An 18449-nucleotide genomic window follows, 5' to 3' on the forward strand; every position below is an offset into this window, starting at 1 on the left:
TGATAATTCACTATGATGGCTGTTGATGTTATCCCTAATTTTCTTTTAATAATCGAGAGAAATCATGAAATTAATCACAGCAATCATTAAACCGTTCAAAATGGATGACGTAAGAGAGGCGTTATCTGAAATCGGCGTCTCCGGCGTGACGGCCACCGAAGTTAAAGGCTTCGGCCGTCAAAAAGGTCATACCGAGCTCTACCGGGGGGCAGAGTATGTGGTGGATTTTCTGCCTAAAGTTAAGCTGGAAATCGCGGTGCCGGACAGTATTTTGGATAAAGCAGTAGAAACAATCGTAAAAGCGGCCAGTACCGGCAAAATCGGTGATGGGAAAATCTTTGTCTCCAATTTGGAACAGGTGATTCGAATCAGAACGGGCGAAACCGGGGAGGACGCTATCTAATTATGTCAGGAATAGAATGTCATTTAAATCGGGTGAACTGTCTTTAGTTTTATTATTAATGCCGGAACTGGCTGTAGCCGGCGAGTTGAACCAGGCCAATACGGCCTGGGTGTTAACATCCACGACGCTGGTATTGTTTATGACGATACCGGGATTGTCGCTGTTTTATGGCGGCCTGGTCAGAAGCAAGAACGTGCTGTCGGTTTTGATGCAGTGCTTTGCAATTACCTGCCTGGTTTCCATACTCTGGCTGGCCGGCGTCTATAGCCTGATTTTTGCCGATGGCGGCGATCTGCAAAAGCTGATAGGCGGCACATCCAAATTGTTTTTACCGGGTATCGGTACCGAGTCACTGACAGGCGATATCCCTGAAACAGTTTATTTCATGTTTCAAATGACATTCGCGATTATTTCGCCGGCATTGATCGTCGGCGGTTTTGCCGAACGCATGAAGTTTTCGGCGATGCTCTGGTTCAGCGGTTTATGGTTAATTCTCTGTTATCTGCCGGTCTGCCATTGGCTCTGGGGCGGCGGATGGCTGGCCGACCTGGGCGCAATGGATTTTGCCGGCGGCATTGTGATCCATGTCAATGCCGGCGTTGCGGCCCTGGTGGCGGCGCTGGTGCTGGGGAACCGGCGCGGTTTTCCAACCACGGCCATGCCGCCGCATAATATGACCATGGTGGTGACCGGCGCGGGCATGTTGTGGGTCGGCTGGTTCGGTTTCAACGCCGGCAGCGCCTTGACGGCCAACGGCAATGCCGGCATGGCGATGCTGGTCACGCATATCGGCGCGGCGTCCGGTTCTTTGACCTGGATGTTTATCGAATGGCAACATTTTGGCAAACCCAGTGTCTTAGGCATTGTGACCGGCATGGTGGCCGGGCTGGGTACGATTACGCCGGCTTCCGGTTTCATAGGCCCCACCGGCGCTCTGGTCATCGGCATTACCGCTGGCATTGTGTGTTTCTACGCAACGCACTATGTGAAGCGCACGCTGAAAATCGACGATTCATTGGACGTGTTTCCCGTACATGGCGTGGGCGGCGTTACGGGCTCGTTGTTGACCGGCGTGTTTGCGGCAAGCGGTCTGGGCGGCCTGGGACTGGCTGACGGCGTATCGATTATGGATCAGGTTGGTGTTCAGGCTTTGGCGATTGCCGTAACGGCAGCCTGGAGCATTGTATTCAGTTATCTGATATTGAAAGTGCTGGATAAACTGATAGGCCTGCGGGTAACTGCCGATGAGGAGGTGCAGGGGCTGGACATTGTGTTGCACGAAGAGACCGGCTATCAGGATCTATAAGTTAAATCTCAGTGTTTTGTCACAAAAAAGGCGGCGGTAGAGGTCGCCTTTTTTGTTTAGAATGGTTGCAGATGAAGCTGATCTGAGCGCAGGGGCTTATGATAAAGACACGGAAAACAGTATCCATCATTGCAAAGGTTTTATTGGCAATCGCTATCGTGCTGGCTGTCTATGCCGTGGCCGGTTTTTATGTTGTGCCGGCGGTATTGAAGTCGAAGCTGCCTGACATCATTGAGCAGCAAACCGGCAGGAAAGCATCCATCGAAAAGATTCAGTTTAACCCGTTTTCACTGTTTGCCAGTTTGGAAGGCATCGAGGTTCAGGAGAAAAATGGCCAGCCTTTTGCCGCTTTCGATCGTTTTCATTTCAATGTCAACGCGCTTGAATCCATCAAGCAATCCGTATTGGTTATTGATGACGTGCGGCTGGAAAAGCCTTTTGTCCATATCGCCAGACAAAAAAGCGGAGACTTCAACTTTACAGATTTAATCAAGGAAAAGGCTGAAACCCAACAGGAAGAAGGCGAAATATTTCCTGTAACGATCAGAGTACTGTCCGTGGCGGAAGGAAAACTGGCTTATGAAGATGCATCGGGCAGCCGGCCGATAAAAGAACAGATTTTCCCGATCAATCTCCAGATAGACAATTTCTCGACAGTGGTCGATAAGCTGTTCAACTTAAGTTTGTCGCTCATGCTGTCGCCGGGCGGTCAGTTTGACTGGCAGGGCACGGCTGGCGTTAATCCGGCTGTCTCGGAAGGCAGTATCAAGCTCGACAAGATCAAATTGCAAAAAATCCTGGCGTTGGGCAGACAGAAAAACGCTCCGATTGAATTAAAAGGCGATGAACTGCTGACAGTCACTTACAAGATCCATTCGTTAAAGGAAAAGGGGCGCTTCGGCATAGACTTGTCGTTAGTGTTGAATACAGGCGAGCATCTGGAATGGCGGGGAACGCTAAATACCGAGCCTTTGTCCTCGGAAGGCCATATCAAGCTGGAAAAGGTGACGCTTGAAAGAGTCCAGCAGCTGATGGTGCAGGATACTGTGCTCTTTAATTTAAAAGGCGAGGAACTGCTCGAAGTCGATTACAAAGCCAGTTATACGAACGACAAACTCAAGCTGGTGGTCAGCCAAGGGCGGTTTGGCATCCGAGATTTCCAGTTCTTGGAACAAAAGCAGGACAAAGCCCTGATTAAAGTGCCGAGCTTTTCGGTGCGCGGAATCGATCTGGACCTAAACCGGCAACAGGTCGGAATTGATTCTGTTTCAGCCGATGGCGCCGATGTGCAGGCCTGGCTGAACGCCGATGGCATGGTCAATTACCAAGCTTTGTTTGCGCCTAATAAAGGGAATGAAATTCAAGCTCCCAATTCCGCACCTCAACCGGCAGCCGCTGAAAAAGCGCCCTGGAAGCTTAAAATCAACAGCATTGCACTCAATAACTCAGCGCTGGCTTTTGAAGATAGAACGCTGAAAAACCCTGTTGCAGTGAAACTGTCCGGCGTCAATTTCAAGCTGAACAATTTCAGCACTGAAGATGGAAACAGCCTGCCTTTTCAGCTCAACACCGATGTTAATAAGAATGGATCGATAGCGCTCAAAGGCGATATGGTCATGAAGCCTTTTTCTGCCCGTACATCCGTCGATGTCAAGAATATCGGTCTGAAGCCCTTTCAGTCTTATTGGGAAAAGTTTGTGCGGCTCGATCTCATGGACGGCAAGTTCTATATGGATGGCAAGCTGTCGGTCGCGCTACAGGAACAAAAGCCGCCGGATATCAAGTTTGAAGGCGAAACCGGCATTGCCGATCTATTGACACGCGATCAGCTGGTCAATAAAGATTTTATCAAATGGAAAAATCTGGCCTTGAAAGATGTCAAGGCGGACATGCTGGCGGAGCGTTATACGGCCGGCACACTGGCTATCGATAAACCTTACGCAAGGGTAATCATTGAGAAGGACAAGTCGATCAATTTTAACGACGTTATCGTTGACGGCAAAAAATCCGAAACGGCGCCGGCTGCCAAAAAAGCAAAAAAAGCATTGAAGGCTAAAGAAGCATCGCCGGCTAAAACAAAGGGATCGGCCGATCATAAAAAGCTTTATTTTAAAATCGACCGGATTCGGGTGACAGACGGCTCGTCTGACTTCGCCGACTTATCGTTGATATTGCCTTTTGCGGCAAAAATTACCGACCTCAATGGCGGCGCCGGCGGATTCTCCTCGGAAGAAAAGTCTCGTATCAATGTCGCTTTGAAAGGCAGGGCCTACGATCTGGCACCTGTCGACATCAAAGGGGAAGTCAGTCCGTATCAAGGCGATTTCGATTTGCAAATGAATTTTCGCGGCATGCCGATGCCGCTGATTTCGCCTTATATGGTGGAATTTGCCGGTTATAAGGTTGAGAAAGGCAAGATGACGCTGGGGCTGAAATACACCGTCGAGGACGGCAAGCTGACTGCCTCGAACAGCATTCTGATAGACCAGTTAACGTTAGGTGAGAAAGTGGAAAATCCCGATGCCGTGTCCTTGCCGCTTGAATTGGCCGTAGCGCTGCTGAAAGATTCAGAAGGCAAAATAAAAATCGATGTGCCGATCACCGGCAGTCTCGAAGACCCTAAATTCAGTATCGGTGCAATCATTAGGGATGCCCTGGTGAATGTCATCACTAAAGTGATCAAGTCGCCGTTTAATGCGTTAGCTTCATTGGTTAACGGCGGGGAGGACCTGAGCGAGGTCAGTTTTGCCGCCGGCAAGGCCGAGCTGGATGAACAGCAACAAGCCAAGCTGAAGAAAATAGCCAAAGCGCTCCATGAGCGGCCAGCGCTGAATGTCGACATTAAAGGCGCTGCTTTTCTGGAGCAGGATTGGCCTGCCCTGACCGATGATGCGCTATTGGATCAGCTTAAAAAAAGGCGGGCCGCCGAGATAGACAAAGAGGGCAGCAAAAAAATTCTTGCAGAGTATATTGAACTATCCGACGAGCAATACAAGCGCTTGCTCGCGGATATGTTTATAGAGAAGTTTCCGTTGCTGGCGGAAAAATCGTTTTTTGGTGCGCCGCGCTTAAAGGATTCGAAAGGCGGCGATTTTTATGAAGTTGCCAAGCAGAAGCTGACCGCCGCCATCCAGCCGGAAGAACGGCGGCTTAAAGAACTGGCCGCGGACAGGGCTCAGGCGATTGCAAGATATCTCGTTCAGCAAGGCGGCATAGAGAATGACCGTGTGTTTATTCTCGATACTGCAGTCGATCCTAAACGGGAAAATAACGAGATTGTGAGTACGTTGTCATTAAAGGTTGAATGATGAACGGCCTCTTATTGAGCTTAATCAAGAGGCGGCATGAGTTTAGCCTTTACATTGATACGCATTGGCATCGATTATGCCGTTAAATGCGCCGATTGCTTGTATGCTTTGTATGACGATGTGCGTCGCGCCCATATCTTCGGCTTTCAGCAAGACTTTATGTTTCGAATGCGAGCGCCAGTCAATATGTTTGTTGTAATCGGATGAGATCTTTATTTCGCTTATGAAGCTGCAACCGCTTACTTCGGACAATGCTGTAAAAGCGGGCCTGGCATGTTCGGTTGCCTGAGCGTTAATAGAAAAAGTGGAAAGCGCCGCAGTGAGCAGGAGAATTCTTGTTAAGTTAAGGGACATGATAACTTCTGATCCTTATTGTTTTAGTTATTTGGATTAAAATTTCGATTCAATATTATATTTTTTCCATTCCTTACTCAACCTGTTTCCCAGAATTAATTCCAATTTCCTCATCAGTCAGATAGCAGCCCGGATCTTCAGCCCAGGCATTGCCCGATGTCTGCTGGGCCCTGACCCGGGTGTTGCCGTTGCAGATGCGCTGCAAATGACAAGTTGCGCAGCGGCCTTCCAGCGGTCTCGGGTTCTGCTTAAGCCCGGCCATCAGCGGATCGGAGACATCCATCCAGATTTCAGAAAAAGGGCGCTGTCTGACATTGCCCAGATCGTAATGCCACCAGAATGTGTCCGGGTGGACATTGCCGAGATTGTCGATGTTGGCCACATTGACGCCGGAGGCATTGCCGCCCCATTGCTCCAGCTTGGCCTTGATATGGTCGATTTTGTCGGGGAATTTCCGGGCGACCCAGTGCAGGAAGTAGACGGCATCGGCATCATTATTGCCGGTGACGAATTCGCGGTCCTTGCCGGCCTTGAGCCATTCATAGCTGGTTTCGAACAGCAGATCCATGGCGGTCCGGGTCATCTGGAAATGCGCGTCATCCTTGCGGTTTCTATTGCCGCGGCCGCCGTAGTTCAGGTGCGACAGGTAGAACTTGTCGATATCATGGTCGTCCATTAACTGCAGCAGGGCCGGAAAGTCCTGATAGTTGTCCTGCGTCAGGGTGAAGCGGATGCCGACCTTGATGCCTTTTTCCAGGCATAGCTGCACGCCGCGCAACGCCTCGTCAAACGAGCCCGGCATGCGGCGGAACTGGTCGTGCGTATCCTTGATGCCGTCCAGGCTGACGCCGATATACTGATAATCGATCGCGGCAATTTCATCGATATTGCCGGCCGTAATCTTCGTGCCGTTGCTCGACAGCGCGACATAAAAGCCCATGTCCTTGGCGCGGCGCGAAATGTCGAAGATATCGGGGCGCAGCAACGGTTCGCCGCCCGACAGGATCAGTACCGGCACTCTGAACGCCTTCAGGTCGTCCATGACCGTGTAGATTTCCTGTGTGCTCAATTCGTCGGGAAAATCAATATCGGCCGAAGTCGTGTAGCAATGCTTGCAGGCCAAGTTGCAGCGGCGGATCAGGTTCCAGATGACGACGGGCGCGGCCGGCTTGCGGGCTGGTTTTATCGGCGTCGGGCTGATCAGTTCCCGCATATAGTGGCTGAGTCTGAACATATTATGGGTCTACGGAATCGGATGGGGTACTTTTAGAGCGGCTGCGAAAACCGGTCTTTTTCAGGATTTTTGTGCTGTACAGCACATCGCAGCCGCGGTTATGGTCGCCGAGCAGATCGGCAATTTGCTTGATCTGCCGGTCAACGTCGGCCTGGGTTTTGCCATGCACCATCGCAAACAGGTTATAAGACCAGTCGGGCAGATGCCGCGGACGGTGGTAGCAATGACTGACGAATGCTAGTTGGCCGACTTGCTGTCCCAATTCGTCGATCTTATCGTCGGGCAGGTCCCAGACGGTCATGCCGTTGTAACGGTAACCCAGTTTATAGTGATTGGGCACGGCGCCGATGCGGCGGATGACGCCGCTGTCCTGCATGGCCGACAGGCGTGCCATGACCTCATCGGCAGTCAGATTCAGCTTTTCGGCAATGGTTTGATAAGGCTCCGGCGTCAAAGGCAGGCCGGCCTGTGTGGCCTCGATAAGTTTGCGGTCTGTGGCATCGAGCATAATCAGGCTTCCAGCTTCAGGTTGACGAAATACTCTTTTATTTTCGGCATATTGTAGACGGTCAGCCCGGTTTGGCGCTCTATCGCTTCAATGGTCTGCTGGACCTGTTCGGGCGTTTCCGTAGCAATCACGAACCACATATTCAGAGTGTGGCGGCGCGCGTAGTTGTGAGCTACTTCAGGAAAGGCATTGATGATATCGGCGATTTCATCAAACCGGTCTTCAGGCGCTTTAACGGCGGCCAGAGTAAGCGCTCCGCCCATCTGTTCGGCGTTATAAAGCGGTCCGAAGCGCGTCAATATACCGTTGGCGCGCAGGTTTTGAAGCCGGGTCAGCAGTTCGGCTTCCGTGATATTGAGCGCCAAAGCGACTTGCCGGTAGGGCGCATCGCAAATTGGAAAACCGCCTTGCAACGCATTGATGATTTTTTTGTCCAGATTATCCATGGGCTGCTTCCGCGTCAGCTACAGTTACGATGTTTTTGTAGACAGCGCCGCGCTGCTTGAAGCAGCGGCGGCTGAACAAAACTTCATGGTCAAAGCCCGCCAGACTGCAAGCGTCGGCAAGCTGTTCGAGTTGTTGCAACACCGTGGCTCTGTCCTTGCCGTGGATCATGCAAAACAGATTATAAGGCCAGCTCGGCCGTCTCGGGCGCTGATAGCAGAGCGTCACGAACGGAAAACTGCTCATGCGGGCGCCCAGCTGCTTGACTTGATCGTCGGGTATATTCCAGACAACCATGGCATTGGCGCGGTAGCCCAGCTTCCGATGCTTGACGATGACGCCCATGCGCTTGATGAAGCCCTGCTGCTTCAACCGGGCCAGGCGCTCGATCACTTCCGATTCGGGCATGCCGCAGCAGCGCCCGATTTCGGCATAAGGCCGGGGGCAGACGGGCAGGCCCGTCTGTATGCGTCCTAGCAGTTCAAGATCACGGCTGTCAATCATTATTCAGGTCCAGCTTAAAGCCTAAATCGATAAAAAAATCATCCAGCAAGGGCAGTTGCATGACTTTGTAAGCGGTTTCCTGTTCGATGGAGGCAATCACATCCTGCAGGTGGGCGGCATCGGAGGCAATGATGACGAACCAAAGGTTGAACCGGTGCTCGCGCTCGTAATTGTGGTTGACTTCCGCATAGGCGCTGATTTTGTCGGCGACTTCCTGCAGCCGCTCTTCAGGCACGGCCATCGCGGCCAAGGTACTGACACCGATGTGGTTGGGCGGAATGACAGGTCCTATGCGGCTGATAAAGTGGCTGTCATGCAGATCGTTCAAAGCTGAAATTACATCATCCTCGGTAACGCCCAGTGTATCGGCAATGGCCTGATAGGGGCGCTCCGTGAGCGGGAAGTCATGCTGGAAATCGTTCAGCAACCGCTTGTGCAAAAACGTCAGCATGGCGTTACAGCCCTATCTGGTGCGCTCGCGAGCTGAAGAAAATGCCGCTGGGCGTTTTTGCCGGCAGACGGGCGATTTCGGCAAGTGTTTCGGTATCGTAAACGACCAGCTGGTTGTCGTCCCGAACCGCTACCCAGACCTGTTCGCCGCGCGGCGTGAATTCCATATGCAGGACCGCTTTGCCCGGCGTCAGGGTTTTACTGATGCTCAGGTTCTTGGTGTCAATGACCTGCACCAGACTGTTATCGGGGAAAGCAAAATTCACCCAGATTTGCCGGCCATCGGGCCTGGCTCTGACGAAAACCGGCTGCCCGGCCACCGGAATGGCTTTCACCAATTGCCATTGGCGCTTGTCTATCACCAGCACTTCGTGTTTGCCGATGGCGGGCACGAGCAGATAATCGCCGGCCATGGCCCAGCCTTCGAGGTGCGGCATTTTGAAAACCGGCAGTTTTTCATCGGTTTTGCCGTATTCCGGCAGTATGTGCTTGGTGCCTTTCGAGGTGTCCCACAAATCCAGCAAGGCTAGGCCGGGCTCGCCGAACAGGCCGGCAATGTAGTAACGGCCATCCGGCGAAATCAAGGCGTCATACGGCTGCTTGCCTATATTCTTGAATTTTTGTACGTCGGGCTGTTTCGGATTTTTAAGATCCAGCACCCAGATTTCGCCGGCATCGAACAGGCTGAAGACAAAGCGCTGTCCGGGGGCGTCGACGATGCCCACCACTTTGGACAGTTTGCCGTCGTCATATTCGGCCGGGATATCGGCGACCAGTTCCAGCGTGTCGGAAGAAAAAACCTTGACGCCGCCGGGCGTGTAATTGGATACGGCGATAAAGCGGCCATCCTGAGAGATAGCGCCGCCGATGCTGTTGCCGGCCTGGACGATGCGTTTGGCGATGGCGTCATTGAGCAGATCGACTTTGGTCAATCCGCCGTCGCGGCCGAAAACATAGGCATAGCGTTCGTCGCGCGAGAAAACGACCGAGGCATGCGATAAATCCCCCAGTCCTTCGATTTCAGCCAGCTGTTTGTGCTCAGTACTGTTGATGATCAGCGTCTTGCCGTTTTCGCGTTGAATAACGACGCCTAAATCGCCTGTAGCGCGCGGTTCAGCAACGGTGTTGAGGGAAAATGCGAGGCCTAGAATGGGGATTAGCTTTTTCATATGAATAAAATAGTGCGCTTGCGCACTTTAAAGTTTTGGACAAGGCAGGATGCGCGGACGCATCCTGTTGCTTAGTATGGATTAATGCTCGGGATTGTGTAAAACTTTAACCAGCCAGAGCGCTTCATCGCGGTTGATAAATTGTTGCCAGGGCGGCATGGCTGTGCCTTGGCGGCCGTTAAGAATGGTATCGGCCAGAAAATCATCCGATTTCCCGGCCAATGCCTCAGGCAACAGGGCAGGGCCCAGGCCGCCTTTTAACGTCAAACCATGACACGCTCCGCAATCATGCTTGAGCATGTTGCGCAGCGCGTTTTGCCTGTCTGTTGACGGTTCGCCGGCAAGTGCTGTACCGGAAACCCATATTAACAGCAGCAGTTTTCTCATGCGTACTTACGGTTTCAGCTTTGAATAATAGGCGGCTACATTGTCGATATCATTATCGCTTAATGAACCGGCAATATTATTCATGATGTCCGATACGCGCGTCTTGTCGCGGTATTGCTTCAGTGCCGATTTCAGATACTCGGCATCGCGTCCGGCCAGCGGCGGAAAAGGCGCGCCGGAGGACGGGGTGGTAACGCCGTGGCACTGTGCGCAGGTGGAAGCCGCAATCGCGTGGCCCGCATAGATGCTAGCCGCACTAGCGCTTTGGGCGACGGCCAGACCTGCGATCAACACGCTGGAGAGAGCAAATATTCTCATTATTTCGCCCCTTCCATTTCATCCGGAGAAAGACCGCGAGTCATGTATTTAACACGGCCGTGCGAGAAAATACCGGCCGGGCTTTCCATCCGGACAGAAGCGACTTTTTTCAGCGAGTTGGAATCGTAGACCACGACTTCATCGCCGCTGTAACCGGCGCTGACATACAGGAATTTGCCGTCTGCGCTGTATTCAGGGAAGTAGGCATGACCGCCGACATCCAGAGTTTTAGCAACTTCCAGCGTTTTCTTGTCGATCAGCTGCACAGTGCGCGCGCGCCTGTCTTTGCTGATGATGTCCACGGCTACGTAAGGCGCGTTAGCATGTGCGGCCGGTGATTCGGTGCCGCCGGACACAGGAATCTGCTTGACCACTTCCATGGTATCCAGATCCCAGACGCTGACGACCGTTTTGTCGCAATCGCCGAAGTTGGTGCCGAAGCCCAGCGTGCGGCCGTCAACCTTTACAGCCGAACCACCGCCTACGTGCGGCACGCAGCCCGCTTCCAGTTTCTTGATGATTTTGCGGTCTTTCAGGTCGATCGCGGCAACGATGCTGTCGTCATAGGAAGCGATCATTAGTTTGCGGCCGTTATGGGTCAGGAACGCATCGTGCAGATGGCGGCCGACATCGGTGATTTTAGTGACAGGGAAATCCTGATCTTTTTTCAGGTCCACCACCCAGACTTGGCCGGCATTTTCCAGGGCAATGGCGAAAATGTCGTCATAAGGCGTGCCGATAACCATGCCGGAATCGGAAGTCACCATTTTGCCGTCCGGATCGACGCCTTCCAGTTCAAAGGTCTTCAAAGGTTCCAGCGTGTCGGCGTCCAGAATGACGGCGTTGTGCGGCACAAATGAGCCGGCCATGATGTATTTGCCGTCGCGCGATACGCCCATGCCCGGGCCGTTAAAGCCGGTTTTGACGCTGCGTACGGCCTTCATGGAATACAGGTCGATTTTGTAAATTTCCGCCGTGTCGGTTTTTACGTAAGCCCAGCGTGGATTGGCAGGATTGTAATCGATGATATGCGCCGCTGTGACGGTCGGGATTTCGCCGATTTGTTTATGCGTCGTGCTGTTGATGAAGACGGCCTTGGAGCCTTCTCCGCGTCCGTATTTGCCGCGCGCTGCCACACCGATGACGTCATCCATGCTGTTGATCTCATAAGTCGGCTTGTCAGGCAATGTGCTTTCGTCTTTGACGTAGACTTTCAATGACGATTTTATATCGTCAATTGTCCAGGCCGGGTTATCCAGCTTGGGGGTTTTTTGCAGATGGCTGACCAGGCCTCGGATCTGGTCGTCCGTTAAGCGGCCGTAAAACGGAGGCATCAGCGTATCGAAGCTTCCGGTCATGATCAGCGAGCGCAGAGCGGTAGGGCTGCGGCCTTTCAGGGTGTCGGCATTCAATGCCGGCGCCAGATAGCCGCCATGATCGGCGCCGTGACAGCTCGCGCAGTTGTCTTGATACAACTGGTGCATGTTGTCATCGGATTTCGCCTGTACGGCTAAAGGTAAAACGAGAGCCGTTAAACCGGCAATGACTGATTGGGACAGAAGCTTTTTTGTGTTTTTCATTCTCTAAGGACTCCAGGTAGTATTGAATCAATATTATCCAATAAGTATAAAAAGCTCAAGTTTGATTACGATCATTGTTTTTTTTGCAATGTGTGTGTCCAGAGCCATAGCCGGTAAGACAGCATAATGACCAGAATGGTCGAAGCGCCAAGAATGAAGTCCTGATGACGGATGACGAGGTCTTTTATCTGAGCCATCATTGGCGGGTTGATTTCGCGATAGAGCAGAAAACAGCCTAGGATAAAAACGAGTATGCCAAAGCCGCGTTTTAAATGCTGGCCGGGGATCTTGCCGGACAAACTGCTGCCGATAAAACTGCCGATAATGGCGAAAGCTGAAAACAGTGCCGTTATAAATAGGTCGATGGTCATGTGGCTGGCGTGCCCTGCCAGGGCCGCCGAGGATTGAATCACCATAATGAACAGCGATGTGCCTATGGCGGCGTGTATGGGTAAGCCCACCAGATTATTGAGAGCTGGAACCATCAGGAAACCGCCGCCTACTCCGATCAAGCCTGTCACCGAGCCTACCAGAAAGCCGTCAAGCATCAGTGCTATGAGCGGCAAATGCTTAGGACAGGGCTTCTGTAAGGGTAGTCGGTTGGGCTGTAAAGGCTTAGGTGTTTTTTTACTGCGCAGCATCGACAGTGAAGCGGCCAGCATAATGACTGCAAACAGCACCAATAGCAGCGAGTCCGGAACATAGGCCGCCAGTCGGCCGCCGAGAAAGGCACCGATCATGCCGGTCAGACCGAAGGCCAGCCCGGTGGTCCAGCATACCTTGCCGCTGCGGGCATGGTTGACTACGGCTATCAAGCTGGTCAGGCAGACGACGATTAACGATGTGATGATCGCGTTTTTAGCCGATAGGCCGGCCAGATAAACCAGAACCGGCACGGTCAGTATTGAGCCGCCGCCGCCCAAAAGGCCCAGCAGCACACCGATCAATAGGGAAAGCGCAATTAACACCAGCATCGTTAGCCTTGTACGACTTGGCTTTGTTTATCCGGCTGTCCGCAAGCCTGATTGGCAGGCAGCGCTTCATCAATATATTTAGGGTAGGCCAGATTCAGATTCGCCATGATTTTGATAAATTCATCGCGCGTCTTGCCGCCGCCCAAGCGGGCATTGGTCGCTATTTCCTGTTTGATCGTGGACACGGTTTTGCCGTTGTAATCATGGCCTGGATAAAGCAGCGTGTCAGGCGGCAGCGTGAAAAGTTTTTGCGTGATGTTGTCATACAGCATGCCGGCATCGCCCTGTTGGAAGTCGGTGCGTCCGCAGCCATTGATAAGTAAGGCATCGCCGGTAAAAACACGGTCTCCGATCACGTAACTGACGCAGCCCGCAGTATGGCCCGGCGTGTGGAGGACGCGTATTTCAATCTCGCCAACCTGAAGCGGCACGCCATCGGTGACCAGCAAATCGGCGCACATGGCGCCGGCATCGCGGTGCACAACGCTTTTACTGCCCAGCGTGTCTCTCAATTGGCCGGCGCCGGTGATATGGTCGGCATGGACATGCGTTTCCATCGTGTAGATCAGCGTTAATTTCAGTTCATTCAAAAGCGCCACATAGCTATCCACTTCGCTTGCGACAGGATCAATCAGAACGGCTTTTTGAGTGAATTCGCAGCCGATGAGATAGCTGTAGGTGCAGGTGTCGGGTTCAAAAAGTTGCCTGAAGATCATAGGGTTAACCTCTATATTTAAGTAAATAATAAAAAACTAATATATTATAAAGCAATACCTGCCAACATTCGATAATGCTTTAAAAATTGGACTATGTCTGTAGGCTTTTATTTCATTCGAGTGATCTGATGCTGAATGGTTTGGAAATTGACCTCAGCTTGCAGCCAATGAAAGGCGGGCGCCAGATAGTCCAGGTACGGATAGGAATCCGATGCTTTGCGATGACTTAGCCGAATTTCAGTTTTTCTATGGAGTTGGTCATAGCCGCCTGACAGCCGTATGAACTATCAGAAGCGATGAAATATAGCGGCTGATAAGATCTGGAGTTTTATCAGCCGATACCCTTGCAAAGACATTTATGCGGTATATTTAATGTTTAACGAGCAGCCATAGGCGGAACGTCACGACTCGTTTGTCCGATATAAAGCTGTCTGGGGCGGCCGATTTTCTGTTCCGGATCAGATATCATTTCATCCCAGTGCGAAATCCAGCCGACGCTGCGTCCCATGGCAAACAAGGCCGTAAACATATTGCTGGGGATACCCAGGGCGCGGAGCACGATGCCTGAATAAAAATCGACGTTCGGGTACAGTTTTTTCTCGATGAAGTATTCGTCTTCCAGCGCGATGCGTTCCAGTTCCAATGCCAGCTTGAATAACCTGTCGTCATGCAGTCCCAGTTCGCTAAGCACTTCATGGCAGGTCGCCCGCATTAGTTTGGCGCGCGGGTCGTAATTCTTGTAAACGCGGTGGCCGAAACCCATGAGTCTGAACGGATCGTTTTTATCTTTGGCTCGCTTGATGTAAGAATCGATATTCGAAACATCGCCTATTTTTTCCAGCATATTCAACACTGCTTCATTGGCGCCGCCATGCGCGGCGCCCCACAGACAGGCAATTCCCGAAGTGATGCAGGCATAGGGATTGGCGCCGCTGGAACCGGCGAGGCGTACCGTCGACGTGGAGGCATTTTGTTCATGATCGGCATGCAGAATCAGGATTCTGTCCAATGCCTTCACCAGAATCGGGTTGGGCTCGAAGTCTTCACAAGGCGTGGCCAGCATCATGCGCATGAAGTTTTCTACATAAGTCAGCTTGTTTTGCGGATACATGAACGGCAGGCCGATGCTGTATTTATGGCTCATGGCCACGATAGTGGGTATTTTCGCGATCAGGCGGATGGCGCAAAGGTCGCGATCATTCTTATTGGTAATATCCAGGGCATCATGATAGAAGGCTGACAAGGCGCCAACTACGCCGACGATGATGGCCATCGGGTGGGCATCACGGCGAAAGCCTTTAAAGAAATTGGTCAGCTGGTCATGCACCATCGTATGCTTGGTAATAGCATTTTCAAACTGCTTCAATTGATCACTGTTTGGCAGTTCGCCGTTCAACAGCAAATAGCAAACTTCCAGAAAAGTGCATTGTTCCGCCAATTGTTCGATGGGATAACCACGATACAACAATATGCCGGCTTCACCATCAATATACGTTATCTTGGAAGAACAGCTGGCCGTCGAAGTGTAGCCAGGATCATAGGTGAACATACCGGTCTGTTTATATAGTTCTTGGACATCGATGACATCGGGCCCCGTAGTGCCTGATAAAACAGGCAGCTCACATAGGGGCTGAGTCTCCTCATTAACTAGGGTAACTCTGCGCTGGTTAGTCATGGTACTGATCTCCATTATAAAAATGTTACTTCATGACGGTATCACAAAGCTAAATGATATTTAAACAGAAATTACATGCCCAGCTGTTTGACCTGTTTGAAGAATGATAATTCGAAATGCGGAAGGATAATACTCAGATGAAATGTCGTTTACTGAGGAAAAAATAATAGGAGACTATCTTGTCTTCTCACTGCCCGATGCTGAAATTAGGGGATAAAAAACTGTTTTAGTGAAGGCTGTGAAGTATGGCTAAATTTCAAATAGGTAATTGAGTTTTTTTTGTATGGCGAGATTGCCGTAATTCCAAGTAAACCGTAACATAAAACCGATAAATAAAATGATTGAAGCCATAAGCATACTCAAAATAAAGCTGATAAACACGATAACAGCCAGTAAGCTAAACAAAGCGTTTTTGCAGAAGTCATACATTGGAAAGCCTCACCAAATTAGTCAAAGTTTACTATTTGTGCCGGTCTAACAGTGCGGATCAATTTGCACTTACACCGCAGCTGCACCACAATAAAACTAAAACAGCACAGAGATCGATTCGTGCGTGACATCAGATGCTTAAGGTAATTCTCCAAACTGAAGTTCCAGCGCTATTTAAAAAAGAAACCGGTTTCCAAACTTAAAGAGTAATTAACAGCCGTTTTAGTTTCATTCTCTTCATGGATATAAACTGCGCCCAATACATATTTTTTTAAAAAATCACGCCAAACTGTGATTGAACAAAGCATGAGGGGCCGAGATTTCGGTAAGGAAAAGATAACTCTATCTGTCTCCCCCAATTGCAAAAGTCAAAGATTAGCCCAAATAGATCATTGCTCTGAAGGTGGGGTTAACCAAGATCGAATTCATGTAGTATTGATTCGATATTTATTTGACAGTAGGCTTGGGCTTTCCTATAGTATCGATTCACTACCAAGTGAGAGGGTATTTATGAAGGCGGTAATTTCCATCATGTCTTACTGGTTTAGAGCAAAGCAGAGCGTGACTAATGCCAATGATCGTGCAATATCAGTATGAAAACGTTCTCTTTGCGGAAATTGCTGAAACATAAATAATAAAGATGCTTCAAGAATGATATTAGTTCCGGTAGAGGTTAAATTTCGGAGCTTTTCATTAACTGTGACGCATCCACAGACAACTGCTAAATATAAAGGTGCAAAAATGAACGATGAATCACAAACAAAAGATAAATTCTGGCTATATGTTGGCGGCATAACATTTGCTTTATTGACGGTTTTGATCCTGGTTAAGAAAAACGAGGATGATAAGTTTGCTCCGATCAAAGAGCAAATACAAGAAGAAGCCGCCCTTATGAATATTCGCGTTTTAAACTAAATCCTTGGTGCGCAGGATGTTTTAGTGATCCCCGTCTGCTGTTTTCTGCAGTAAGGCGGTATGTCATGGTCTGAAGGCAACACAATATAGAAGATATAGCGTATCAACGATCGCTTAAAATAATAAATAATGAGGAGAGAATTATGAAACTTAACTTGATAGGCCTAGTGGCGGCATTATCGCTTTTTTCAGGCGGCGCATCGGCGACGGAGTATGTTTACAGGGATCTTATGGCCAATACGCTGCCTTCTGCAAAGTGCGAAGCAAAATCCGCAGCGATTGATACTGCATCGAAGCAATATAATGTGAACAGATACAGCAAGAAGTTCTGCCAAACACAAGGTTATGGCTGGCATGTCGAAGAAGTGAAAAATCTTGGCACGCCCGTCTGTGAAGAATGCACGGATGGCGCCAACAAAGGCTTGGCTCAATGTCATTTGGAAGATATGGTCGTTACCTGTAAACGCATTAAGCCTGGTTCGGTAGGCATGTTACCCGGAAAAGGCTAACAATACAGACGAATGGCAAGAGATCCGGATGGGTCTCTTGCTCATTCTGACGGTATAAATCGGGCGCTGCTTCAGCACTCGTTTTTCAGATATCGCTTGAAAGCTTTATCGTTTTGAAAAGGACATGGCTTTTCCGCAAACAAATAAGCGGCGTTGCGCTCAGTGGGCTCAATCTTGCCAAAATTTTCCCCAGACCGGCCAGCAAATAGATAACGATAAAAATCATTAATTGCAGATATAGGGCACGGTAAGTAACAACCTTATTCGAATGCGCATACGGTTCAGTAAGGGTAGGTCTCGCATCTTATTAAATCAAGGAGCAGTATTCCAGATCATTACCAGAAAGCGATAATAGGTAAAAAAGCGTTACGTACAATTGCAGGGTTATTTCGAAACAGCCATATAACTCAGAAAAACTTCAAAATACTGCCCATCTCTCCCGTTGTTTTCGCCGCAGCCATGCTGTTTCGATTGCTCAAACCCGGCTTAATAATATTTTTGAGCAACTATAAACATTAACATAACGCTATCAAAAGCTACGCCTGTCCAGCGCGCAATACAGTTGCGGCATGGCCCAATCGGGCTGTCATCCAATTCAATGATTAAAAAGCTTCAATTGCCGTATTATTTTTTGAATAGTAGTGGACAGGGCGAATCGCACTGCATTATCCGACAGCAGGCAGAGACCGACGGCCATTCGAACTGGAAACCATGCTCCGCATCCATCTGATGCAACGGTGGTTTGGGTATTCCGATCCTGCCACGGAAGAAGCTCGGCACGATATGCCGCTGCTCCGCGAGTTCACCGGGCTCGATGTCGTCTAATAACTTGTTGTTTTTATTAAATGAACTTGTCTTAATTCACACAAATCGTATGTTTCAGCGTAAATGCTCCCACTAGTACAAATTGGTTCAAAATCACGACAGCTGTGGCTTTTAAAAATCCTATGGGACTTTGGTGTCGTTTGTTTAAATGTACCCATAATGCCGATTAGCTTCAATGGCTACAAGTAAAGCGAATGACCCATTAGTTGTTAACGTCATACTACCAACACGGGGTTCTGACGGTGATTTTCCAACAGAGGACTTTCACCTATGCGAATCGTTGGCCGAGCCGATCGCTATCGTGGCTCGGTATTCGCTCTGCCGGAGCATGCGCAGCTACCTACTCCCCACGCGGTGGGAAATCCACAATGACTGGTTCTGGTTCTGGCTCTGCTCTCATGATACTCATGATACATAACTCATTGTTTTATTTTAAATTGC

18 protein-coding genes and 1 pseudogene are annotated in these 18449 nt (G+C 50.2%); 6 read left to right on the forward strand and 13 right to left on the reverse strand.

From position 1 onward, the window contains the following. Nucleotides 1-64: 64 nt before the first annotated feature. From ACTNE6_RS03525 to ACTNE6_RS03535, 3 genes are all read left to right on the forward strand, one after another. The gene (locus ACTNE6_RS03525; RefSeq protein WP_194969769.1) at nucleotides 65-403 is read left to right on the forward strand and encodes a P-II family nitrogen regulator; all 339 of its coding nucleotides are present in this window, start codon (nucleotides 65-67) and stop codon (nucleotides 401-403) included. 16 nt (nucleotides 404-419) lie between these two features. Then, nucleotides 420-1709: an ammonium transporter gene (locus ACTNE6_RS03530; RefSeq protein WP_442498617.1), complete on the forward strand. Its 1290-nt coding sequence runs from the start codon at nucleotides 420-422 to the stop codon at nucleotides 1707-1709. Nucleotides 1710-1807: 98 nt separating this feature from the next. Continuing rightward, entirely contained in the window at nucleotides 1808-5017 is a 3210-nt protein-coding gene (locus ACTNE6_RS03535) for a DUF748 domain-containing protein (RefSeq protein WP_442498618.1), read from the forward strand. A gap of 42 nt (nucleotides 5018-5059) precedes the next feature. On the opposite strand, the gene ACTNE6_RS03540 is transcribed toward ACTNE6_RS03535, so the two are convergent. From ACTNE6_RS03540 to gltA, 13 genes are all read right to left on the reverse strand, one after another. Next, on the reverse strand, nucleotides 5060-5371 hold the full coding sequence (locus ACTNE6_RS03540) for a hypothetical protein (protein ID WP_442498619.1): 312 nt from the start codon (nucleotides 5369-5371) through the stop codon (nucleotides 5060-5062). Between the two features lie 73 nt (nucleotides 5372-5444). After that, a complete protein-coding gene (gene nirJ / locus ACTNE6_RS03545; protein ID WP_442498620.1) occupies nucleotides 5445-6605 on the reverse strand; it encodes a heme d1 biosynthesis radical SAM protein NirJ in 1161 nt (386 codons plus the stop codon). A gap of 1 nt (nucleotide 6606) precedes the next feature. Then, on the reverse strand, nucleotides 6607-7113 hold the full coding sequence (gene ahbB / locus ACTNE6_RS03550; RefSeq protein ID WP_442498621.1) for a siroheme decarboxylase subunit beta: 507 nt from the start codon (nucleotides 7111-7113) through the stop codon (nucleotides 6607-6609). A 2-nt stretch (nucleotides 7114-7115) separates the two neighbouring features. Beyond that, nucleotides 7116-7559 (reverse strand): Lrp/AsnC family transcriptional regulator, encoded by a 444-nt coding sequence (locus ACTNE6_RS03555; RefSeq protein WP_442498622.1) that lies wholly within the window; start codon nucleotides 7557-7559, stop codon nucleotides 7116-7118. Then, nucleotides 7552-8061, reverse strand: a complete 510-nt coding sequence (gene ahbB, locus ACTNE6_RS03560; RefSeq protein WP_442498623.1) for a siroheme decarboxylase subunit beta — start codon at nucleotides 8059-8061, stop codon at nucleotides 7552-7554. Before ahbB (ACTNE6_RS03560) ends, ACTNE6_RS03555 begins: the two co-directional genes overlap by 8 nt. Beyond that, entirely contained in the window at nucleotides 8054-8512 is a 459-nt protein-coding gene (locus ACTNE6_RS03565) for an Lrp/AsnC family transcriptional regulator (RefSeq protein ID WP_442498624.1), read from the reverse strand. The genes ahbB (ACTNE6_RS03560) and ACTNE6_RS03565 overlap by 8 nt, the downstream gene beginning before the upstream one ends. Before the next feature lie 4 nt (nucleotides 8513-8516). Continuing rightward, the gene (locus tag ACTNE6_RS03570) at nucleotides 8517-9680 is read right to left on the reverse strand and encodes a cytochrome D1 domain-containing protein (RefSeq protein ID WP_442498625.1); all 1164 of its coding nucleotides are present in this window, start codon (nucleotides 9678-9680) and stop codon (nucleotides 8517-8519) included. 81 nt (nucleotides 9681-9761) lie between these two features. Beyond that, a complete protein-coding gene (locus ACTNE6_RS03575) occupies nucleotides 9762-10067 on the reverse strand; it encodes a c-type cytochrome (protein WP_442498626.1) in 306 nt (101 codons plus the stop codon). A gap of 6 nt (nucleotides 10068-10073) precedes the next feature. Then, nucleotides 10074-10385, reverse strand: coding sequence for a c-type cytochrome (locus tag ACTNE6_RS03580; protein WP_442498627.1), 312 nt, complete (start codon nucleotides 10383-10385; stop codon nucleotides 10074-10076). Then, nucleotides 10385-11965, reverse strand: a complete 1581-nt coding sequence (locus ACTNE6_RS03585; RefSeq protein ID WP_442498628.1) for a cytochrome D1 domain-containing protein — start codon at nucleotides 11963-11965, stop codon at nucleotides 10385-10387. Before ACTNE6_RS03585 ends, ACTNE6_RS03580 begins: the two co-directional genes overlap by 1 nt. Nucleotides 11966-12036: 71 nt before the next feature. Continuing rightward, nucleotides 12037-12939, reverse strand: coding sequence for a sulfite exporter TauE/SafE family protein (locus ACTNE6_RS03590; protein ID WP_442498629.1), 903 nt, complete (start codon nucleotides 12937-12939; stop codon nucleotides 12037-12039). A 2-nt stretch (nucleotides 12940-12941) separates the two neighbouring features. Then, a complete protein-coding gene (locus tag ACTNE6_RS03595; RefSeq protein ID WP_442498630.1) occupies nucleotides 12942-13655 on the reverse strand; it encodes an MBL fold metallo-hydrolase in 714 nt (237 codons plus the stop codon). Nucleotides 13656-14031: 376 nt separating this feature from the next. Further along, nucleotides 14032-15330 carry a citrate synthase gene (gltA, locus tag ACTNE6_RS03600; protein ID WP_194969755.1) on the reverse strand — a complete coding sequence of 433 codons (1299 nt, stop codon included), beginning with the start codon at nucleotides 15328-15330 and terminating at the stop codon, nucleotides 14032-14034. A 1080-nt stretch (nucleotides 15331-16410) separates the two neighbouring features. Between gltA and ACTNE6_RS03605 the strand changes: the two genes are divergently transcribed. The 3 genes and pseudogenes from ACTNE6_RS03605 to ACTNE6_RS03615 all read left to right on the forward strand — a co-directional run. Continuing rightward, nucleotides 16411-16674, forward strand: coding sequence for a hypothetical protein (locus ACTNE6_RS03605; RefSeq protein WP_442498631.1), 264 nt, complete (start codon nucleotides 16411-16413; stop codon nucleotides 16672-16674). Nucleotides 16675-16817: 143 nt separating this feature from the next. Beyond that, a complete protein-coding gene (locus tag ACTNE6_RS03610) occupies nucleotides 16818-17183 on the forward strand; it encodes a hypothetical protein (protein ID WP_442498632.1) in 366 nt (121 codons plus the stop codon). Nucleotides 17184-17831: 648 nt separating this feature from the next. Next, nucleotides 17832-18005, forward strand: a pseudogene (locus tag ACTNE6_RS03615) (transposase); the annotation flags it as partial. Nucleotides 18006-18449 lie beyond the last annotated feature (444 nt).

The organism is Methylobacter sp. sgz302048 (assembly GCF_052162025.1).
In the GTDB taxonomy this organism is placed as follows: domain Bacteria; phylum Pseudomonadota; class Gammaproteobacteria; order Methylococcales; family Methylomonadaceae; genus Methylobacter.